Here is a 20,804-nt window from a genome sequence, read left to right on the forward strand (position 1 = left end):
GATAATTCCGGGCTTTAGGATTAATCCCCCTTTCCTTCCCCTGGCAATACTTAAACAATTTTACACAAATTCACATTGCCTTCTTTATTGCTTACACAGCACGGATTCGCCGATGAAAGCCCGACATAATATTGCCCTGATAATGGCGACAGCCTCTGGTCTGTCTTTAATGGTCTCTGCCCATGCGGCGCCACCCGATAATCAATTTATTATTCAGCAGCAGCGCCAGAGAGCATTAGAGGAGCAATTAACCCCGCCGGTCCCGGATGTGCGCCTTTCAGAACCGTCATCCGGTTCTGGCAACATTGCCTTCCCGACCGAAACGCCCTGTTTTCCGATTAACCGCGTCGAGCTGAGCGGCGAGGAGGCCCTGCCCCACTGGGTGCCGTTGCAGCGTATTGCGGACCAGGCGCAGGGGCGCTGTCTGGGCGGCAAGGGCATTAACCTGCTGATGAGCACCCTGCAGAACCGCATCGTCGACCACGGCTGGATCACCACCCGCGTGCTGGCCCCGTCGCAGGATCTGAAGAGCGGCACCCTGAAGCTGGCCATCGTGCCGGGCACTATCCGCCACGTGAAGCTGACCGAAGAGAGCGACGACTATATTCAGCTCTATAGCGCCTTCCCGGCGCACGAGGGCAACCTGCTGGATCTGCGCGATATTGAGCAGGGGCTGGAAAACCTACAGCGTCTGCCAACGGTTGAGGCCAGTATGGAGCTGCTGCCGGGGGAAAACCCGGGCGAGAGCGACGTGGTCATCACCCGCAAGCAGAGCAAAATGTGGCGTATCGGCCTGTCGCTGGACGATGCCGGGACCGAAACCACCGGGCGCTACCAGGGCGGCGTGACGCTGTCGCTGGATAACCCCTTCTCGCTGAGCGATCTGCTCTATGTCTCTGCCAGCCACGATCTGAACGACAAGGGCGGCAAAGGGAGTAAAAACGTCACCGCCCACTACTCGGTGCCGTTTGGCTACTGGATGCTGGGCGTCACCGGTAGCGACTACGACTACCACCAGACCGTCGCCGGGCTGAACGAGGATTATCGCTACAGCGGTAAAAGTAAAAACCTCGACATTCAGCTCAGCCGGGTGCTGCACCGCAGCGGCTCACAAAAAACCACCTTCTCTTACGACGTGCTGGCGCGGGAGACCCGCAACTATATCGACGATACGGAAGTGGGCGTCCAGCGCCGTCAGACCGCGGGCTGGCGCATCGGGCTCGATCATCGCCACTACATCGGCCAGGCGACGCTGGATGCGGGCATCAGCTATCAGCGCGGCACCCGCTGGTTCGGTGCCCGGCCTGCGCCGGAAGAGTACTGGGGCGATGCCACCGCGCTTGGCAAAATTACCCTGCTGAGCGCCCAGCTCGATCTGCCGTTTGCCATCGGTACGCAAAACTTCCGCTACAACGTGCAGTACCTGCGTCAGATCAGCAACACGCCGCTGACGCCGCAGGATCAGTTCGCCATCGGCAACCGCTGGACGGTGCGCGGCTTTGACGGTGAGCGCACCCTCAGCGCCAGCCACGGCTGGTACGTGCGTAACGATCTGGCCTGGCGCACGCCGCTGCCGAACCAGGAGTTCTATCTGGGCGCCGACTACGGCGAAGTGGGCGGTTACAGTTCCGATCTCCAGGTGGGTAAACATCTGGCGGGCGGCGTAGCGGGCCTGCGCGGCAACGCCTTTAACACCGGCTACGACCTGTTCGCCGGGACGCCATTCTCGAAGCCGGACGGCTTTGAAACCAGCGATCTGACGCTCGGCTTTAACCTCAACTGGAGCTGGTGATGCGCGTCGGAGATCTGGATATCAAAGCGCCGCTGATCCTCGGCGGTGAGGAGAGCGAGGCCGAAGTGCTGGGCGCCACCGTCTGGCTGTGGATGCACTCCCCGATGCACCGGGACGCCCCCCTGCACGCCCTGCCCACCCTGCTGCTGCCGATCATCAAGCGCCGCCAGTACGTGCTGGTGAGCGAAAACGACCGCCCGGTCTTTTTCCTCAGTTGGGCCTGGCTGAACGAGGAGGCGGAAGCCCGCTACCTCACCCGCCCCGCCATCGAGATGCGAGAGGCGGACTGGGACAGCGGGGATCGGATCTGGTTCTGCGACTGGATCGCCCCCTTCGGCCATACCGCCGCGATGTATAACCTGATGCGTCGCGATATCTTCCCCGACCACGTCTGCCGCGCGCTGTATCACCGCGGCGCGGCGCGTGGCAAGCGCGTGATGCTGTTCCACGGCAGCCGCGTCAGCCGTCAACACGCCAGAGAGTGGCAACAGAATCACCCGCTCACCGTGAGCCTGCCGGAAGCGTTTAAAGGAACGAACCATGAATAAGAACCTGTACCGAATTGTCTTTAACAAAGCGCGCGGCATGCTGATGGTGGTGGCGGATATCGCCCGCTCCGGCCGCGCCGGTTCGTCCCGTTCTTCCGGCATTGGCCATACCCACAGCCAGCTTATCGGCAAGGTGAGCGCCTTAAGCTTTAGCCTGTGGCTGGCGATGGGAGCCGTGCAGACGGCGCAGGCCGCTATCGTGGCCGACGCCGGTGCGCCAAAAAACCAGCAGCCAACGGTCATCAACAGCGCCAACGGCACGCCGCAGGTCAATATCCAGACGCCATCTACTGCGGGGGTGTCACGTAACAACTACACCCAGTTCGACGTGGAGAGCAAAGGGGCGATCCTCAACAACTCGCACAAAAACGTGCAGACCAACATTGGCGGCATGGTGGCGGGCAACCCGTGGCTGGCGAAAGGCGAAGCTAAAGTGATCCTCAACGAGGTGAGCTCCCGCGACCCGAGCAAGCTGAACGGCATGATCGAAGTGGCGGGTAAAAAAGCCCAGGTGGTGATCGCCAACCCGTCAGGCATTACCTGTAGCGGCTGCGGCTTTATTAACGCCAACCGCGCCACCCTCACCACCGGCCAGCCGCAGATGAAAGACGGCGCGCTGACCGGGTTTAACGTCGAGCGCGGCGAAGTGGTGGTCGAGGGCGCGGGGATGGACACCTCCGGCGCGGATTACACCGACATCATCGCCCGCTCGGTGAAGGTTAACGCCGGGCTGTGGGCCAACGATCTGAAGGTCACCACCGGGCGTAACAAGGTGGATGCCGCCCACGAGACGATCGAAAAAGGCAGTGACGATCCTGCCACCCGTCCGCAGCTGGCGGTGGACGTGGCCAGCCTCGGTGGCATGTACGCAGGCAAAATCCGCATGGTCGGCACCGAGAGCGGCGTCGGGGTACGTAACGCCGGGGCCATTGGCGCCCAGGCGGGCAGCGTAACGATCTCCGCTGACGGCCGCATCGAGAACAGCGGCACCCTGCGCGCCGGCGACAGTGCCAGCCTGCAAACCGCAGGGGAAGTGCACAACAGCGGCGTGATGACCGCCGCGAATAACGTCCGGGTGAACGCGGCCAGCTTCACCGGCAGTCAGCAGAGCGTGCTGGCCGCCGGGGTGAAAAGCGACGGCAAGCTCGCCGATGCGGGGGATCTGGAAATCAGCACCCGCGGCCAGCTGAGCGCCCACGGGCAAACCCTGGCGGGCGGCAATCTCAGTGCCAGCGGCCAGGGGGTGGACGTCAGCGGTAGCCAGACCCAGGGCAAACGCGTGCTGCTGGACGGCGGCGCGGAAGGCGTGAGCACCGCCAGCGCGAAGGTCAACGCCAGCGAACTGACTGTGCGTACCGGCAAAATGCTCAATAACAACGGCGGCACGCTGGGGGCGGAGACCATCAGCCTCAGCGCCCACGACCTCAGCAACCAGAAAGGCAACATCGTGCAGCGCGGCGGCAGCACCCTGGCGGTAGACCTGCCAGGCGCCCTCAATAACCAGCAGGGGCAGATTGGCGCGGCGAACGGCGTGCAGCTTAAGGCCGGGACCCTCGACAACACCGCCGGGCAGATCGTGGCGGTAGCGGGCAACACCCGGCTCGAGGCCGGGAGCGTAAACAATCAGCAGGGGTTGATCTCAGCTAGCGCGGGTGACGGCGAGATTGCCAGCCTGCAGGCGGTGAACAACGCCAAAGGCCGCATTGAGGCGGCGAAAACCCAGCGCATAAGCGCCGCAAGCCTCGACAACCAGCAGGGGGTGATTGTCGCCGACGGCGCAACCCTGGCCCTCAACGGCGGCGCCCTGGATAACCGCGACGGCGCCCTGCTCTCTCAGGGTTCCCTTAATCTTGAGAGCGGCGCGCTGAATAACCAGCGCGGCTTCCTGGCGAGCGAGGGCGATTTTAGCCTGAGCGCGGGGGCTATCGACAACACCGACGGGCAGATTGGTGCGAACCGGACGTTGACCGCCGGGTTCGACACCCTCGCCAATAACGGCGGCGCGCTGAAGTCGGTCGGGGCTATGACCCTCAGCGGCGGCCTGCTTGATAACAGCCAGGGGACTACCTTCTCCGGCGAAAGCCTGAATTTCAACGGCGGCACGCTGAACAATACGTCCGGGCAGCTTGCTGCGACAGGGAGCCTGTCACTGGGCACCTCGCAGCTCATCAATAATAAAGGCGTGCTGCAGGGCGACGGCGTGGCTGTCACCTCTGGCACGCTGGATAATAGCGCGGGCACCCTGAACAGCCTGGGGGCGCTGAACCTCTCAGCGGACAACGTGAATAACCAGGCCGGCACCCTGGCGGCCAGCGGCGCGGCGGAGATCGCCGCCACCAGCCTGGATAACCGCAACAATGGACGCATCATTGGCGAGGCCGATACCGCCCTGCATACCGGTAACCTGCAAAACGGCGGCGGAGAGATCCAGTCGGTGGGCGACCTGCTGCTCGACAGCGCCCAGGGTATGGTGGATAACGTCTCCGGGCTGATCCGCAGCGGCAAAAGCGTGACCCTCACTGCCCTGGAATTTGTTAACACCAGTACGCTCGGCGAGAACCAGGGGCTGGAGGGCCAGAGCCTGGCGCTGAACACCGGGAGTCTGGATAACCAGCGCGGCAGTATCCTGGCGAATAACACCCTGAGCATCAATAACAGCGGCGTGCTGAACAACGGCGCGGGGGTGCTGGCCTCGGGTGATACCCTGGATCTCAGCGGTAGCGCCCTGAATCTGCTGAACGCGGACGGCACCCTGAAAGCGGGTAAAGCGCTGCGCGTGGAGGCTCAGTCTCTGGATGCCAGCGGCCAGCTGCTGTCGCTGGGGGATATGACGCTTCACAGCACCCGCGGCGTGAACAACAGCGGCACTACCCTCGCCAACGGCAACCTGACGTTCACCACCGATGGCGATCTCACCAACAGCGGCCAGCTAATGGCGGGCAGCGCCCTCAACGTGCAGAGCGCGAATCTTAATAACCTCGCCAGCGGTGAAATCAACGCCGGCAGCACCACCCTGACGGCCCGCGGCACGGTACGCAACACCGGCCTGATCGACGGGATCGCCACCCGCATCAACGCCAACACCCTGACCAACACCGGCACCGGGCGGATTTATGGCGATGCGGTGGGGGTAAATGTGGGTACCTTTAACAACCTCGCCGAAAACGGCACCGCAGCGACGCTGGCCGGGCGCGAGCGCGTCAACCTCGGCGTGCAGACCCTGAACAACGCCGATCACGGCCTGATCTACAGTGCGGGCAGCATGAGCATCGGCGGCGCGCTGGATGATAACGGCGCCGTCACTGGCCGCGCCGCGACCATTAACAACCACAGCTCGACCATTGAATCCGCCGGGGATATGGCGATTGCCGCCGGGCAGATCAATAACATCAACGACCACTTCTCCACCGAGGTGGTGCGGGTGTCGCAGGAAGAGCTCACCGACTATCAGCACACGGGCTCAACCAACCGCTGGAGTTCGACAGAAAAAGGCGTCTGGGTGGATGACAACTCTTCCGACGGACTGCGTAACCTGAATACGCCAGAAGACAGCGGCGCAAATAACGACAACTTCAACCAGTACGACTACACCCGCACCATTGACGAAACGCGCATCAAAGAGAGCGACCCGGCGAAGATCCTCGCCGGGGGCAACCTGCTGCTGACCGGTGACAAACTGTTTAACGACAAGAGCCAGGTGATTGCAGGCGGCACCCTGGCAATCGACCAGCTGGGCAGCGTGCAGAACGAGGACGTGCCCGGCAAGCGTTACACCACCGATGAAGGCACCGTCACCCACTACTACCGTATTCGCCACAAGGGCGACGATGAGCAGGGGCGCGACCGCACGGCATATACCCCGCCCACCACCATTCAGGACATCTCCCTGAAGCCGGGCCAGCTGATCAGCAACGGCAGCGTCGAGGGCAGCAATCTCAGCATCACTCCGCTGGTACTACAGGGAACGGACGTGACCATTGGCCAGGCCGCCGGGGTGAAACCCGCCCCGCAGCAGACCGTTTCGCCGGGCGAGCCGGTGACCCCACCTGCCGGACAGCAGTTTGAAGTGACCCCGGCCGACGGTGCGATCCGCATTATCGGCCCCAACACCACCCTGCCGGACAACAGCCTGTTCAAGGTGAACCCGTCGGCGGAGGTGCCGTACCTGGTGGAGACCGATCCGCGCTTCACTAACGAGCGCCAGTGGCTCGGCAGCGACTATATGCAGGACGCCTTTACCGCCGATGGCGACAACACGCTGAAACGGCTGGGGGATGGCTACTACGAGCAGCGCCTGATCCGCGAGCAGGTGATTGGCATCACCGGCCAGCGCTACCTGGATGGCTACAGCAACGACGAAGAGCAGTACAAGGCGCTGATGGATCGCGGCATCACCTTCGGCAAGCAGTACGACCTGAAGATTGGCGTGGCGCTGACGCCAGAGCAGATGGCGCTGCTGACCGGGGATATCGTCTGGCTGGTCAACACCCGGGTGAAGATGCCGGACGGCTCCACCGAGAACGTGCTGGTGCCGCAGGTCTACGCCAAAGTGAAACCGGGCGATATCGACGGCTCCGGGGCGCTGATTGCCGGGAACAACGTCTCCATCAAGCTTAACGGCGACCTGTTTAACCGCGGCACTATCGCCGGGCGCAAAGTGCTGCAGCTGGAGGGTGACAACATCACCAACCAGACCGGCACCATCCAGGGGGCGGACGTCAACCTCAACGCGCGCACCGATATCAACAACCTCGGCGGTGCCATCGTGGGCGATAGCAGCGTGCTGGCCAGCGCCGGACGCGACATCAACCTCACCAGCACCACCCTCAGCGCCGACAGCGTGAACGGCGAGAACCGCTTCGACCGCACCACCATCAACAGCGTTTCCGGCATCTACGTCCAGGGCGACGACGGCAAACTGGCGTTGCAGTCCGGGCGGGATATCACCCTGACCGGCGCACAGGTGATCGCCAGCGGCGAGAACGGCAAAGCGCAGCTGGTGGCCGGGCGGGATATGACCCTCAACGATCTTCAGACCGCCAGCCGCGATAGCCTGGTGTGGGATGGCGACAACAGCCTGAAACAGGGGCAGACCAACAGCGTGGGCAGCGAGGTGACCGGCAAAGGCGACGTGACACTGGCCGCCGGGAATGACCTCAACGCCCGCGCCGCCGCCCTCTCCGCCGGGCAGGCGCTGAACGTCAGCGCCGGGAATAACCTGACCCTGACGGCAGGCGAAAACAGCCAGGATCTGGACGAACGGCATAAAGTGGTGGGCGGTAACGGCTGGCTGTCAAAAACCACCACCACCACCCGCGACCAGATCGCCCGTCAGACGGTGCAGAGCAGCGAGCTGAACGGCGACACTGTTAACCTCACCGCCGGAAACGATCTCACCGTGCGCGGCAGTAACGTGGCGGGCACGGGGGATGTGGCCCTGCTGGCAGGCAACAACCTGAGCGTGGAGACCCAGGCCGAACGCAATAACGAGCTGCACCAGAAGCAGGAGAAAAAATCGGGGCTGCTGAGCTCGGGCGGGATCGGCTTTAGCGTCGGTACACAGAGCATCAAAACCACCGACACCGGCGCGGACGCGACCCAGGCGGGCAGCACCGTCGGCAGCGTCGACGGCGACCTGACCCTGCGGGCGGGGGAGCGCCTGACGGTAAGCGGCTCCGATCTGGTGGCCGGTCAGGACATGACGCTCACGGGTAAAAATGTCGACATCACGGCGGTGAACAACCGCAGCCAGCAAACCCATGAGGTGGAGCAGAAAACCTCCGGCCTGACCCTGGCGCTCTCCGGCACCGTCGGCAGCGCGCTGAACAGCGCCGTTGAGGCCTCTCAGCAGGCAAAATCCTCCGGCAGCGGCCGCTTACAGGCGTTGCAGGGGGTGAAGGCCGCGCTCTCCGGCGTGCAGGCTGCCCAGGCCGCGCGGATGGATCAGGCGCTGGGAGCGGATGCCTCTAACACCAATACCGTGGGCATCAGCCTCTCTTACGGCAGCCAGTCGTCGAAATCGACCCAGTACAGCGAGCAGAACACCGCCCAGGGCAGCACGCTTAACGCCGGGCGCGATCTCAGCGTTGTCGCCACCGGCAGCGGCGCGCGCGGCGCGGACGGGGATCTGACCGTGGAAGGCAGCCAGCTGAAGGCGGGCAACGATCTGACCCTCGCCGCCAACCGCGATCTGTATCTGCGCTCGGCGCAAAACACCCAGCTGCTGGATGGCAAAAACGAGAGCAAGGGCGGCAGCGTCGGGGTGGGCATCGGGTACGGCTCCGGCGGCGCGGGCATCAACATCTCCGCCAGCGTCAACCGCGGCAAGGGTAACGAGAGCGGCACCGGCACCACTCACAGTGAGACCACCGTGGACGCGGGCCGCCAGGTGAATATCCTGACCGGACGTGACGCCACCCTGACCGGGGCGCAGGTGAGCGGCGAAACGGTAAGAGCGGATATTGGCCGCAACCTGACCCTCACCTCCGAGCAGGACAGCGATCGCTACGACTCGAAGCAGCAGAACGCCAGCGCGGGGGGCAGCTTCAGCATCGGCTCTATGACTGGTTCGGCCAGCGTCAACCTCAGCCGCGACAAGATGCACAGCAACTACGACTCTGTCGTGGAGCAGACCGGGATCTTCGCCGGCAAAGGCGGCTACGACGTTACCGTGGGCGAGCATACCCAGCTCAACGGGGCGGTGATTGGCTCGACGGCTACCGCCGATAAAAACCGTCTCGATACCGGCACCATTGGCTTTAGCGATATCGAAAACCGCGCCGACTTCGAGGTGGAACACCAGAGCGTGGGGATGAGCACCGGGGGCAGCATCGGCAGCCAGTTTGCCGGGAATATGGCGAACGGCCTGCTGGTGGGGGCGAACCGCGACGGGCATGACAGCAGTACCACGCACGCGGCAGTATCGGACGGCACTCTGATTGTCCGCGACCAGGATCGTCAGGTTCAGGATGTCAATCAGCTCAGCCGCGACGTGGAACACGCCAACCAGCCCCTCTCCCCTATCTTCGACAAAGAGAAAGAGCAGGAGCGGCTGCAGCAGGCGCAGCTCATCGGTGAGATTGGCAATCAGGTGGCGGATATTGCCCGCACCGAGGGGAGCATCCGCGCCACCAACGCGGCGAAAGAGAAGCTGAATAACGTCAACGCGCAGGATCTGCAGGAGGCAAAAGCGGCGTGGGAGAAAGCCAATCCGGGCAAAACCGCGACTCTTGAAGACATTAACAGCCAGATCTACCAGACGGCGTATAACGACGCGCTCAGTGCCTCCGGCTTTGGCACCGGCGGGCAGTATCAGCAGGCGATTCAGGCGGCGACGGCGGCGGTTCAGGGCCTGGCGGGGAGCGATCTCAGCGCGGCCCTTGCGGGCGGTGCCGCGCCATACGTGGCGGAGGTGATTGGTCATTACAGCGGTCTGAACGACGCGGGCAAAGTCGCCGCTCACGCGGTGGTCAACGCTGCGCTCGCCGCCGCCCAGGGGCAGGACGCGCTGGCGGGTGCCGCCGGTGCCGCCACAGGCGAGCTGGTGGGGATGATCGCCACCGAGATGTACGGGAAACCGGCCGACGAGCTGGACGAAACGCAGAAGCAGACGGTCTCTGCGCTGGCGACGCTGGCGGCGGGGCTTTCCGGCGGCCTGGTGGGCGACAGCTCTGCGTCTGCTGTGGCGGGGGCGCAGGCGGGTAAAACGACGGTTGAGAATAATTTCCTTGGTTCTACATCTTCAGACAAACTTGACAAAGCCGTTGAGAAAATTAAGAACGGTGATAAGTCATTAGCAACTGCCAATGAGCTAATCAAGCTGGAAAATGCCGACAAACGTAGCGATGCACTGGTTTCTAAATTTACTAAAGATCCATCACAGATGAGCAGCAATGAACGGGCTGAATTGGCAGGTTACTTACGTGTTTACGCATCAGAGATGGAGAGGGAATACGGTTCTGCTGTTTCGCAAGAACTGGTCAAAGGTTTGCTCTCCGGACAGGATTACATGAAACGTAACCCTGACTCTGAGGCCATGTCTAAGGCTCAGACAATCATGAATACCTGGGGCTACCATAAATCGAATGCCAGCATTGGCGACGCACCTGTCATGTTCGGGGGCAGCGTGCTGGGCATTACTGTGAAAGGTATGGCCGCTAATGCTGCAATTGGTATTGGAGTAAATACGGGTGTGCAACTGGCAGGAAAGGATCCTTTCAGTTATGTGGACGCAATCATGGCGGGAGTAACAGCCGCAGCAACAACGGGGAAAGGTATTCTGGTTTCAACTCCTATAAATATGGGTGGTGCGGCAATAGGTAGTAGTATTAAAGGTGAAGATCCAACTAACTCAACTATTGGCGCCGGAGTTGGCTCTCTATTTGGTGGTGGTATTGGCAAAGTGGCAACCGAGCAGCTAAAACCTGTTATAAAAGAAGGTAGTGCTGAAATAATTGGAGCAGCTACGGGGGCCACTGTGGGAGAGGTTTCCGGCAATAAAGTTAAAGATAAACTTGACAATGCAGGAAAGAAAAATGGAAAAAATTAACATTAAGGATTTGGTTAAACTGGTTTGCATATGTGTAAGCATATTGTTTATTGCGGTAGTCATCGGCTATCTAATCGTTTCAGTAATCGTTTATTTTAAAATAAATGTATTTGAGTTCGATTGGAGAGAAGCTTTCAGTGATGCCTTAAGGAAAGGTATCGCTGGCGGCTTAATACTTGCTTTCGGCATCTGGATTAAAGCCAGGTTACAAGAGCGTAAAAAGAAAAAAAGAAGCAGATAAATAAGCCAACAACAATCTCAGCCAGCAGACTGGGATTGTTGTTGAGAATAGCGCCCCTGGCGACATCGCCACGGGGTAAGTGCCCGGTAAACCCACCGAGCAAATGGCCGAAGAACAGGTGAAGGTATTGACTATCGAGAAAACGACGCTAATCGTAGAGAAAATGCAACGCATGGCTACTTTATTAGAATTAGGGGGTTACGCCGAATGGTCAGTAGTATTTGTAAACTGGCTAAAAAATATGAGCTGGAACCTGATGATACCAAACACATTTTTCTCAATATCTATGGTGGAATGGGATCTCTAAACGATCTCGTACTGTATAGAAACGGAAAGGTTTTGATGAGTGAGAACGATGAACTCGATCAACTCAGACGCGACCTGTTTAACCTTCTTTCCTGAACAAAAATTAAGGTAAGGTGATTATGGCTGGAAGGTTGTATTTGGATGTGAATTCGCTCTGTCCCGATGACGTGGCCAGGATGATGTAAATTATTTCTGCTTCCTGAACAATGAACGAAACGATTATCGACGGTGACGACAGGGGCCTTTAAATGACAAATAAATCAGTTAACCAACTACGGGCAGGGTTAGATCGCTACCAATCAAACGGCTATGTCGAATCCAATTCATTTAACGATCCGAATGAGGATGCTCTAGAATATCTGGGCATGCTGCTTGTGGAAGATCAACCCACGGCGCTAAAGTATTGCCAGAGATTTTTGCAGCAGTCCCAGGCCAATGATGAACTAAAATCAGCCGCACTTGATTTTTTACTACTGTCCAGTGAATGGAGTTTCGCGTATCAGTATCTTTATAGTCAGGCGGAAAGACTTTCTATCCCGGAACTTGAAAAGGCGTTTTTTTATTTTTATTGTGATAAAAACGAAGCCGCACCTCATCCCGTTCCCGAAGGGCTATTCACAAAATTGTTAGCACGATACGAGATTGTTAAGAATGAGCCCGATGCTTATTTTTATCATCTTCATGAAGCCTATAATGACTTTGTTGAAACACTTTCTGATAGGCGTAATTGACTTTAAATTGCCTGGCACTTTGTTAGCGGAATTTTGGCTATAAATTTGTTCTTTAACAAACAAGATATATTATAGTTGAGAAGTACACGCCAGATGGGGTTATAAAATGACAGTGGAATGGGCTAGTTTTATAGATGTTCTTGGTGAAAGGGAAGATTCTATTGGAGTTAACAACCTGTGTCATGCTATCGGTGAATCCCCGGTTATATCAGCTGATGCTGGCGAATATAATGATCCGGATGGAAAAACAAAGTACTATAAATTTTACCACTCGGGTATCGAGATGGGGTTTCGGAAAGACTGCTTAAGTCATATTCATTTTTACTTTGGCAATGAAGATGAATATTCACCGTTTACAGGTAATTTCATCCCTGGAATTGAAGCGGGAATGGACAGAGCATACATTACAAAATTGCTTGGAAAACCCACTTTGGCTGACGAAGGCAAAGTCGACATGCTCCTTGGATGGATTAATGGATGGTCAAAGTATGATTACGGGAGCCACTCAGTACATATTCAGTACACGGAGCATAATCATCTGTGTCACGCAACGTTAATTAAAAATTAAAACACAATGATTTGTAACGATTTTAATCAAATTTTAGCCCGAATCGGTGTATAGCGATTACGGGCACAAATATTGCCCTCTTTGAGCAAATTTATCTGTCAGGAGGAATGATGCGCGAATCCCAGGATATTTATAATGACATTGGTTCAGTACTGCTCTCGATCGCACCTGATACTGCGGAAAAAATCATTCTGTGTGCCACGTTAGATCCGGAAAGTGACTGTGGTGAGTTTACTTATAACTATATAGATAAACTGGGTAACCAGCACTGGATCACTGAAACCGCAGATGCCAGTGCAAGACTTTTAGATCTTTTAGTCGAACTAAGAAATTTCTTTGTTGATAACTTTAAATCACAAGAAAAGCCATTCTGGCATGGGTGTGAAGTAACGGTAAACATTGAAACACTGAAAATAAATATCGACTTCAAGTATGAGAGTTAATAAACAGTCTCTCGCCCCTGCCGGCGGGATGTTGGGTTTACGTTAGTAATAAGGGGAAAGGGTCTATGACTCACTCGCATCATTTGATTAAAATTATCGCTGATATGACCATTTTTCTTGAATTCACTGACGACCATTCGCTCAATCCAGATGCCGCTGTGGAAATGATGGAACGTATTGCCGCCGAGCTTCAGCGACTAACGGACGCTGAGAAAGCGAGAGTTATCGATTCCTTTACAGAGATTGCGAAAGCGTATCGGGGGGATGAGTCCGACTTTGTCAAAGATCTGCCCGATACCTTTGGTTTGCGTTGACCAGTCGTTGTCAGTCAGGCGCGACAAGGAGAAAGAGCAGGAATGGCTCCCGGAGGCGCAGTTGATCGGCGAGACTGGTAATCGGGTGGCGGATATTGCCCGTATCGAGGGCAAAGCCGCCGCCCACGCGGTGGTCAACGCTGCGCTGGCGGCAGACTTATCCGGTGGGTTGGTGGACGATAGCTCTGCTTCTGCACCCTATGCTGCAAAGACAGGATGGGCCTATTGCGGATAGTGACGCAAACTTTCCACAACGATAACAGCATAACTTCTGGTATAAATCGTGCACAACTCAACAGATGGCGCTCTGATTAGTGGAAGCAGCGAGCTAACGATTTCAAATAGGTGACGGTATGACTAACAGCCTGAATAATGTTATTGAAGAGTTAAAGGTTGTATCCGGGAACGAGAGAACTAATATTCCTTTGCCGGATGAAGCTCTTATTTCTAAATATGAAGAAGAGACAGGCTTTTCTTTTTCACCTGACTATAAGAAACTTCTTAAGGAAGCTGGCAATATCTATTATGGAACAATCGAATTGTTGTCTATCACAGAAGACAAAAAATTCTATGGCGAGTTATTAACGGCTATAAATGATGCAAAAGAAGTTGGAGTACCTGAATCGTGGTTACCGATATGTGAAGATAACGGTAGTTATTATTGTTTAGATCAACAAGGTCGTGTCCGATACTGGACTGGCGATGGTGATAGTGAAGAGCAGTGGCCTGATTTAGCCGCCTGAGTGAAAGATGTCTGGATCGATGGCAACTAAGGTAATTATTTTACCTGAAAATCCCTGGCACCATAAAAGATGATTTTTGGAGCACCTGTAGAAAAGGCTTATGGTTTGAGTGTTACGATGATCTTGCTCGTAACGCCCTCTTCTTCGCTGAAGATGTTTTTGGCGGTCAATTTTGTATAAAAGAAGATGGCATATACACATTCGATCCAGAGACAGGCGCTTTTGATTATCTTGCACCAGATATCAATGAATGGTGTAAACTAATACTTGAAGACTATGAGGTCTTAACAGGCTACCCACTGGCAAACGCGTGGCAGAAGAAGTATGGTTCAATACCTGCGGGCTATCGCCTGGTTCCAAAAATTCCGTTTGTAGTAGGTGGCGAATATGAGCCAGATAATATTTATTTAGAAAATTCGACAATAGCAATGAAAGCAAGAGCCACTATTGCATTGCAAATAAGAGATGTTCCTGATGGTAGCAACATCCAGTTAACGTTAAAATAGTGTGCAGTGAGGTTCACTGATATGTTAGTCAATATTGATGAAATACAAAAACAAGTTAATGAAATCATTTTACGGGCAGGCTTTCCAAAACATTCAGTTAATCTGTGTTCTGCTCCCTATGGCGATGGCACTCCCTATATTTCATTCGAAAATAGTTCATATAACTATATTTACTCAGAAAGAGGGTATGAGTTCTCCCGAAAAGTCACGCACTCTTTAAACACGCTGCTTTATTGGATAATCTCCGAATTTGCCTATAAGATTGCATACCAGTATGAGTTAGATCACAGGGTTGAAGGCAGAGATGGACGCCGCATCGCTTTTCCAAAATTTATTGAAATAATGGCGAATATGAACCCAGCATGGGAGTTAAAAGCGCGAAATGAAATTCAAAATATTCTGGCTGAAGCACCCTTTGACGATAGCCTCTATACATAGTTGAGGGCAGCATCGCATCAGCACCGACGCAGAAAATGTCTGCTCATTTTGACAAGGTAATGGCTATCAATCACAGGGAGTCGCAAATGAAAATATTCCCCATCCTGTTCTGTTTCATGATCAGCGGCTGTGTTGTTGGCAATATGGATTCAACCGACTATCAATACGTGCGCTATGCGCAAACGTTTCAGAAGCCGGGTGCAGGCGGTTACACCGATAATGAACAGCGTAAAGCCGATCTCTATAGCTGTGGCGTACCTAAAAATGCCAATCTTGATGATGGTAGCTGGAACGGTGGCAGCGCCCGCCCGGAGCAAACGCTTCAGGAGATCGTTGCCAGGAACGAAAAAATTTCAGGCTGTATGAAAAGTAAAGGCTACAAGGTGTACGGTTACGATGCGTGTGGCCCACTTAAAGCGCCGACCGGCCTTTGCCCTAATTAATACGATTTGTCACCCCAGGATGAAAATATGCGCGAATCCCTGGCTATTTATAATGATATTGGCTCGGTCTTAGTTGCCGCAGCGCCCGATAACGCCGCAACCATCATCGTGCGTGCTGAGCTGTCGCCCGAAAATGATCACTGCAAATGTGAGTTTGATTATGTGGACAGCACCTCAGGTGAGACAAACTGGTTTACTGCAGGCGCACAGGCCAATGCTGATTTGCTGGACCTTCTGGTTGAGCTGAGGACATTTTTTGTTAATAACATCTCCTCAAAACAGCCTTCGTTCTGGCATGCCTGCGAAATAACGGTCGATGTTGAAACGCTCAGAATCAAGATTGATTTTAAGTATACTGATTAACAGATAATAATCTCGCACTAAATAAAACTTCAGGACAAATAAATGAGCGACTTAGACGATCTGCATAATAAAATTGGTCAATTACTGGTTGATGCCGGTCCTGCTGAGGCGAAGAAAATCATTGCTCGCGCAAAATTAGCCCAAGATGGCGAGTCCTGTGAGTATGAATATGATTATGTTGATCAGCAGGATAACCAGGACTGGTTCGTGCCGGATAAGCTCGCCAGTTATCATCTTCGGCTCCTGTTAGTTAACCTTCGGGACTATTATATTCAGAATAATATGATGCAGGGTAAAGCGCCCTGGACAGGTTGCGATATCACCGTTGAAATACCCGCAGAGAAAATAAGCATCAGCTTTAAATATGACACCCTACCAATATAGGGGAGGCAAATTCCAGGACTATTCCGGGCTTTAAGATTATTCCCTATTTCATCGCCTGCCAAAAAAACCAACAATTTTATCGCCTTAATTTGCAGTGGAATATCTCCAGCCTGACGGATGGGGATTTGTGGCATTACACATAAAAAATGACAACAAGGATTACGGAAAATGAAAAAACTCTCTCTGGCGGTATGCGTTGCGGCGAGTCTGTCAAGCGGGGCTGCTCTGGCGGATAATCAGACTGTTTCTGTGGGTTATGCGCAGAGTAACGTTGAAGACTTCAAAAATATCCGCGGCGTGAACGTTCAGTATCGCTACGAGTGGGATTCCCCGGTCAGCCTGATGGGTTCATTCACCTATATGAGCGGCGATCAGGACGAGCATTATTATCTCTTCTCTGACTCCGTTAAAAACCACGTCGAAGTGAAATATTACTCCCTGATGGCAGGCCCGGCATATCGCCTGAATGATTTCGTTTCCCTGTATGCGCTGGGCGGCGTGGCACGCGTGAAAGCAGACGGCCACACTACCTGGGTGAACGGCGGCGACAACTATACCCAGCGCGACGGCATCGATGAGAAATCCACCTCTTTCGCTTACGGCGCGGGCGTACAGTTCAACCCAACGCCTGAGCTGGCGATCCACGTCGGTTACGAAGGCACCACGGCCGACCTGGGTGATGATTACGGGATCGACGGCTGGAATGTGGGCGTAGGTTACCGTTTTTAATTGGTGCGGCCTGATGCCGGGTGGCGGCGATGCCTTACCCGGCCTACGGTCCGGTGCGGTTGTGCCGGGTGACGGCCATGCCTTACCCGGCCTACGATCCGGTGCGGTTGTGCCGGGTGACGGCCATGCCTTACCCGGCCTACGGGTCAGTGCGGTTGTGCCGGGTGGCGGCGGTGCCTTACCCGGCCTACGGTCTGAGCTTTTTGTAGGCCCGGCAAGCGCAGCGCCGCCGGGCGTTACAAACCGCACTGTGCCTGCATAATATGCTCAATAAACCGCGTGAGTTTCGGCAACGGACGTAGATCCTGACGCCATAACAGGTGCACCGGTCGGGGTTGTGGTGTGTAACCTTCTAAAACACGTATCAGCCGTCCATTCGCCAGCTCATCCGCCACCAGCACCTCCGGTTGCAACAGCAATCCCGCGCCGGCAATCGCCGCCATCCGCAGACCGTATCCGTCGTTACAGCGCAGGATCGCATCGCGCTTCCAGCGCACCTCCCCTTCCACTCCCGGCAGCCGCCACTCGTTGCGTGCGGTCCAGACGGTATGAGAGAGACAAAGATGCTCCACCAGATCGTCCGGCGTTTGCGGCGTGCCGTGGCGGGCTAAGTAGTCCGGCGCGGCGCAGATCACCATCCGGTACGGGCAGAGGTATTTTGCCACCAGATCCTCGGTGTGGATGTCGCCAATGCGGATCGCGAGGTCCACCCCCTCCTCCACCAGATCGACCATCCGGTTAGTGAGATCCAGCTCGACGCGCACCTCCGGGAAACGCTGCAAAAAGGTGGCAGTCAGCGGGGCAATCACGCACCCGCCGAACGAGGTGGGCGCAGTCACCCGCAGCGTGCCCGCGGGCGCGGTACGCAGACGCTCCACCGAACGTTCAGCGATGGCGACCTGCTCAATGACCCGCTTTGCCTCTTCGAACCAGACCCGTCCGGCGTCAGTCAGGCTCTGGCGGCGGGTATTGCGCTCCAGCAGCCGGGTGCCAAGCTGCGCCTCCAGCCAGGCGATATACTTCCCGACCATCACCGCCGACATCTCCAGCCGGGCGGCGGCACCGGTAAAGCTGCCGCTCTCCACTACCGCGATAAAGGTCTCCATGCCGCGAAGCTTATCCATATTGCAAACCTCTGGTTAATAATGATCTAACTTTAGCCCAGTTTATCCGCCCGCTGGTTTGTTAAACAATCAAGGCTCACAACACAGAGGAGTCGGCTATGAAAATCGTCATTATTGGTGCCAGCGGTACGGTCGGTCAGGCCGTTACAGAAGAGCTAAGCCGTCGTCATGAGGTCATTCGCGTGGGTCGTACAAAAGGCGATCATCAGGTAGATATCACCTCGCAGGCCAGCGTGCAGGCGCTGTTCGAAAAGATCGGTCCGGTGGATGCGATTGTCTCTGCCAGCGGCGGGCTGCACTTTGGCCCTCTGTCGACCATGACCGACAGCGAGTTTAACCAGGGATTGCAGGACAAATTGCTGGGCCAGGTGCGGCTGGCGCTCACCGGGCAGCACTATCTGAATGAGGGCGGGTCGATCACTTTGATCAGCGGCATCGTCGCCCACGAGCCTATCGCCCAGGGGGTGAATGCCACCACGGTAAACGTCGCGCTGGAAGGCTTTGTCCGCGCCGCCGCCTGCGAACTGCCGCGCGGGATCCGCATCAACCTGATTAGCCCGACGGTACTCACCGAATCGGCTGAAGCCTACGACGGTTTCTTCCCGGGCTTCGAAAGCGTGCCCGCCGCAACGGTCGCCCAGGCCTATCGCCGCAGCGTGGAAGGGGTACAGAGCGGACGGGTGTATCAGGTAGGGTATTGATGGTAACCGGGGCGAGTCGGCCTCGCCCCGTTCAGGTTCAGAGCCTGCGGCGGATTTTTTCCACCATCGCCGCGGTGGAGATCCCGTAGCGATCGTGCAGGGTCGGCAGCGCTCCGGCGTCGAGGAAGGCGTCCGGCAGCGCGACGGTATCAAAATCGACCTGCACCCGGTTGCGCATCAGCAGTGACGCCACCGCCTCGCACAGGCCACCCACGCTGCTGTGGTTTTCCGCCACTACCACCAGCCTGCCCGGCTTCGCCGCCTGCGCCAGAATGGTCTCCTCGTCCAGCGGCTTGATGGTGGGCGAGTGGAGCACCGCCACGCTGATGTTATCCTTACGCAGCTGCTTCGCCGCTTCCAGCGCCCGCATGGTCATCAGGCCGGAGGCGATAATCAGCACATCGCTCCCCTCCTCCAGCAGCGCGGCTTTGCCGATTTTGAACTGGTAGTTGTACTGGTCCAGCACCACCGGCACCTTGCCGCGCAGCAGGCGCATATAGACCGGGCCATCGTGCTCTGCCATGGCCGGTACCGCCTGCTCGGTGTCTATCGCATCACAGGGATCGATAATCGTCATGCCCGGAATGCCGCGCATAATGGCGAGATCTTCCGTCGCCTGATGGCTGGGGCCGTAACCGGTGGTCAGCCCTGGCAGCGCGGCGCAGATCTTCACGTTCAGGTGCTCTTCGGCAATCACCTGATGAATAAAGTCATAGGCGCGGCGGGTGGCAAACACCGCGTAGGTGGTGGCGAAGGGGATAAAGCCCTCTTTCGCCATCCCGCCCGCGGCGCCCATCAGCAGTTGCTCCGCCATCCCCATCTGGAAGAAGCGCTCGGGGTGCGCCTGGGCAAAGATATGCAGGTCGGTATATTTTGAGAGATCCGCCGTCATGCCGACGATCTCCGGGCGCTGCTCCGCCAGCTTCACCAGCGCGTGGCCGAACGGCGCGGCGCGGGTCTCCTGCCCCTCTTCGGCAATAGAGGCGATCATCGCCGAGGTGGTTAAACGCGGTTTTTTCTCGGTGGTCTGGCTCATCACTGCACTCCTTCCGGTTTGTTCGCGTCCAGCACCGCGAGCGCTTTTTGCCACTCGTCAGCATCCACGCGGATAAAATGGTTCTTGTCGCGCTGCTCAAGGAAAGGCACCCCCTTGCCCATCAGGGTGTCGCAGAGAATGACGCGGGGCTGATTCTCCGGATAGCGCTTCGCGTTATCGAACGCCGCCACCAGCGCCGGCGCGTCGTTGCCGTTGACCCGCTGCACGTACCAGCCAAACGAGGTCCACTTATCTTCCAGCGGCTCAAAGCCGAGGATTTTGTGGGAGTTGCCGTCGGCCTGCTGGCGGTTGATATCCACCAGCACGATCAGGTTCGACAGGCCGTGGTGGGCGGCGGACATCGCCGCTTCCCAGGTGGAGCCTTCGTCCAGCTCGCCGTCGGACATGGAGTTCACCACCCAGGCATCACTCCCCTTGTGCTTCAGTCCCAGGGCCATGCCCACGCCGATGCTCAGGCCCTGCCCCAGCGAGCCGCCGGAGATCTCCATGCCCGGTGTGTAGGTAGCCATGCCGGACATCGGCAGGCGGCTGTCGTCGGCGCCGTAGGTCTCCAGCTCCTCTTCGGGAATAATGCCCGCCTCGATCAGCGCCGCGTAGCAGGCGATGGCGTAGTGGCCGTGGGAGAGCAGGAAGCGGTCGCGCCCTTCCCACTCCGGCTCGTCGGGCTTAAAGGTCATGCCGTAGGCAAAGGCGGTAGCCAGCACGTCGGCGTAGCCCAGCGCCTGCCCGATATAGCCCTGCCCCTGCACTTCGCCCATCCGCAGGGCATAGCGGCGGATGCGCCACGCGGCGGCAGCGACCTGTTGAATCGTGGTATCAGTCATA

At 56.9% G+C, this 20,804-nt stretch carries 22 protein-coding genes; 19 read left to right on the forward strand and 3 right to left on the reverse strand.

Annotated features, from left to right (window positions below):
• The first annotated feature begins 142 nt into the window (after window positions 1-142).
• From C2U54_RS22780 to C2U54_RS27355, 18 genes are all read left to right on the forward strand, one after another.
• Complete coding sequence (locus C2U54_RS22780; protein WP_233210494.1) at window positions 143-1,792, forward strand: ShlB/FhaC/HecB family hemolysin secretion/activation protein; 1,650 nt, start codon at window positions 143-145, stop codon at window positions 1,790-1,792.
• Complete coding sequence (locus C2U54_RS22785; RefSeq protein WP_103180827.1) at window positions 1,792-2,340, forward strand: toxin-activating lysine-acyltransferase; 549 nt, start codon at window positions 1,792-1,794, stop codon at window positions 2,338-2,340. Before C2U54_RS22780 ends, C2U54_RS22785 begins: the two co-directional genes overlap by 1 nt.
• A complete protein-coding gene (locus C2U54_RS22790) occupies window positions 2,333-10,888 on the forward strand; it encodes a two-partner secretion domain-containing protein (protein WP_103180828.1) in 8,556 nt (2,851 codons plus the stop codon). The genes C2U54_RS22785 and C2U54_RS22790 overlap by 8 nt, the downstream gene beginning before the upstream one ends.
• Window positions 10,875-11,129, forward strand: coding sequence for a hypothetical protein (locus C2U54_RS22795; RefSeq protein ID WP_103180829.1), 255 nt, complete (start codon window positions 10,875-10,877; stop codon window positions 11,127-11,129). Before C2U54_RS22790 ends, C2U54_RS22795 begins: the two co-directional genes overlap by 14 nt.
• 103 nt (window positions 11,130-11,232) lie before the next feature.
• Window positions 11,233-11,436: a hypothetical protein gene (locus tag C2U54_RS22800; protein WP_103180830.1), complete on the forward strand. Its 204-nt coding sequence runs from the start codon at window positions 11,233-11,235 to the stop codon at window positions 11,434-11,436.
• Complete coding sequence (locus tag C2U54_RS28145; RefSeq protein ID WP_442786167.1) at window positions 11,400-11,531, forward strand: DUF6966 domain-containing protein; 132 nt, start codon at window positions 11,400-11,402, stop codon at window positions 11,529-11,531. Before C2U54_RS22800 ends, C2U54_RS28145 begins: the two co-directional genes overlap by 37 nt.
• A gap of 152 nt (window positions 11,532-11,683) precedes the next feature.
• A complete protein-coding gene (locus tag C2U54_RS22805) occupies window positions 11,684-12,166 on the forward strand; it encodes a hypothetical protein (RefSeq protein WP_103180831.1) in 483 nt (160 codons plus the stop codon).
• Window positions 12,167-12,272: 106 nt separating this feature from the next.
• A complete protein-coding gene (locus C2U54_RS22810) occupies window positions 12,273-12,734 on the forward strand; it encodes a hypothetical protein (RefSeq protein ID WP_103180832.1) in 462 nt (153 codons plus the stop codon).
• A 107-nt stretch (window positions 12,735-12,841) separates the two neighbouring features.
• Window positions 12,842-13,177, forward strand: a complete 336-nt coding sequence (locus C2U54_RS22815; RefSeq protein WP_246843864.1) for an immunity protein YezG family protein — start codon at window positions 12,842-12,844, stop codon at window positions 13,175-13,177.
• A 65-nt stretch (window positions 13,178-13,242) separates the two neighbouring features.
• Window positions 13,243-13,491 carry a hypothetical protein gene (locus C2U54_RS22820; protein WP_103180834.1) on the forward strand — a complete coding sequence of 83 codons (249 nt, stop codon included), beginning with the start codon at window positions 13,243-13,245 and terminating at the stop codon, window positions 13,489-13,491.
• A complete protein-coding gene (locus C2U54_RS22825; protein ID WP_139156364.1) occupies window positions 13,454-13,726 on the forward strand; it encodes a hypothetical protein in 273 nt (90 codons plus the stop codon). The genes C2U54_RS22820 and C2U54_RS22825 overlap by 38 nt, the downstream gene beginning before the upstream one ends.
• A gap of 118 nt (window positions 13,727-13,844) precedes the next feature.
• Entirely contained in the window at window positions 13,845-14,234 is a 390-nt protein-coding gene (locus C2U54_RS22830) for an SMI1/KNR4 family protein (protein WP_103180836.1), read from the forward strand.
• Window positions 14,235-14,761: 527 nt separating this feature from the next.
• Window positions 14,762-15,178 carry an Imm63 family immunity protein gene (locus tag C2U54_RS22835; RefSeq protein WP_168192034.1) on the forward strand — a complete coding sequence of 139 codons (417 nt, stop codon included), beginning with the start codon at window positions 14,762-14,764 and terminating at the stop codon, window positions 15,176-15,178.
• Between the two features lie 59 nt (window positions 15,179-15,237).
• Window positions 15,238-15,621: a hypothetical protein gene (locus C2U54_RS22840; protein ID WP_233212510.1), complete on the forward strand. Its 384-nt coding sequence runs from the start codon at window positions 15,238-15,240 to the stop codon at window positions 15,619-15,621.
• Window positions 15,622-15,648: 27 nt separating this feature from the next.
• A complete protein-coding gene (locus tag C2U54_RS22845; protein ID WP_103180839.1) occupies window positions 15,649-15,984 on the forward strand; it encodes a hypothetical protein in 336 nt (111 codons plus the stop codon).
• Window positions 15,985-16,026: 42 nt separating this feature from the next.
• Complete coding sequence (locus C2U54_RS22850; protein WP_103180840.1) at window positions 16,027-16,368, forward strand: hypothetical protein; 342 nt, start codon at window positions 16,027-16,029, stop codon at window positions 16,366-16,368.
• Between the two features lie 168 nt (window positions 16,369-16,536).
• Entirely contained in the window at window positions 16,537-17,097 is a 561-nt protein-coding gene (locus tag C2U54_RS22855; protein WP_103180841.1) for an Ail/Lom family outer membrane beta-barrel protein, read from the forward strand.
• A gap of 29 nt (window positions 17,098-17,126) precedes the next feature.
• A complete protein-coding gene (locus C2U54_RS27355; RefSeq protein ID WP_139156365.1) occupies window positions 17,127-17,306 on the forward strand; it encodes a hypothetical protein in 180 nt (59 codons plus the stop codon).
• A 27-nt stretch (window positions 17,307-17,333) separates the two neighbouring features.
• On the opposite strand, the gene C2U54_RS22860 is transcribed toward C2U54_RS27355, so the two are convergent.
• Complete coding sequence (locus C2U54_RS22860; protein ID WP_103180842.1) at window positions 17,334-18,221, reverse strand: LysR family transcriptional regulator; 888 nt, start codon at window positions 18,219-18,221, stop codon at window positions 17,334-17,336.
• 98 nt (window positions 18,222-18,319) lie between these two features.
• Between C2U54_RS22860 and C2U54_RS22865 the strand changes: the two genes are divergently transcribed.
• Window positions 18,320-18,922 (forward strand): short chain dehydrogenase, encoded by a 603-nt coding sequence (locus C2U54_RS22865; protein WP_103180843.1) that lies wholly within the window; start codon window positions 18,320-18,322, stop codon window positions 18,920-18,922.
• Between the two features lie 37 nt (window positions 18,923-18,959).
• Here C2U54_RS22865 and C2U54_RS22870 read toward each other — a convergent pair whose 3' ends face one another.
• On the reverse strand, window positions 18,960-19,958 hold the full coding sequence (locus tag C2U54_RS22870) for a transketolase family protein (RefSeq protein WP_103180844.1): 999 nt from the start codon (window positions 19,956-19,958) through the stop codon (window positions 18,960-18,962).
• Window positions 19,958-20,803, reverse strand: coding sequence for a transketolase (locus C2U54_RS22875; RefSeq protein ID WP_103180845.1), 846 nt, complete (start codon window positions 20,801-20,803; stop codon window positions 19,958-19,960). Before C2U54_RS22875 ends, C2U54_RS22870 begins: the two co-directional genes overlap by 1 nt.
• Between the last annotated feature and the right edge of the window lies 1 nt (window position 20,804).

The organism is Leclercia sp. LSNIH1 (assembly GCF_002902985.1).
Lineage (GTDB): Bacteria > Pseudomonadota > Gammaproteobacteria > Enterobacterales > Enterobacteriaceae > Enterobacter.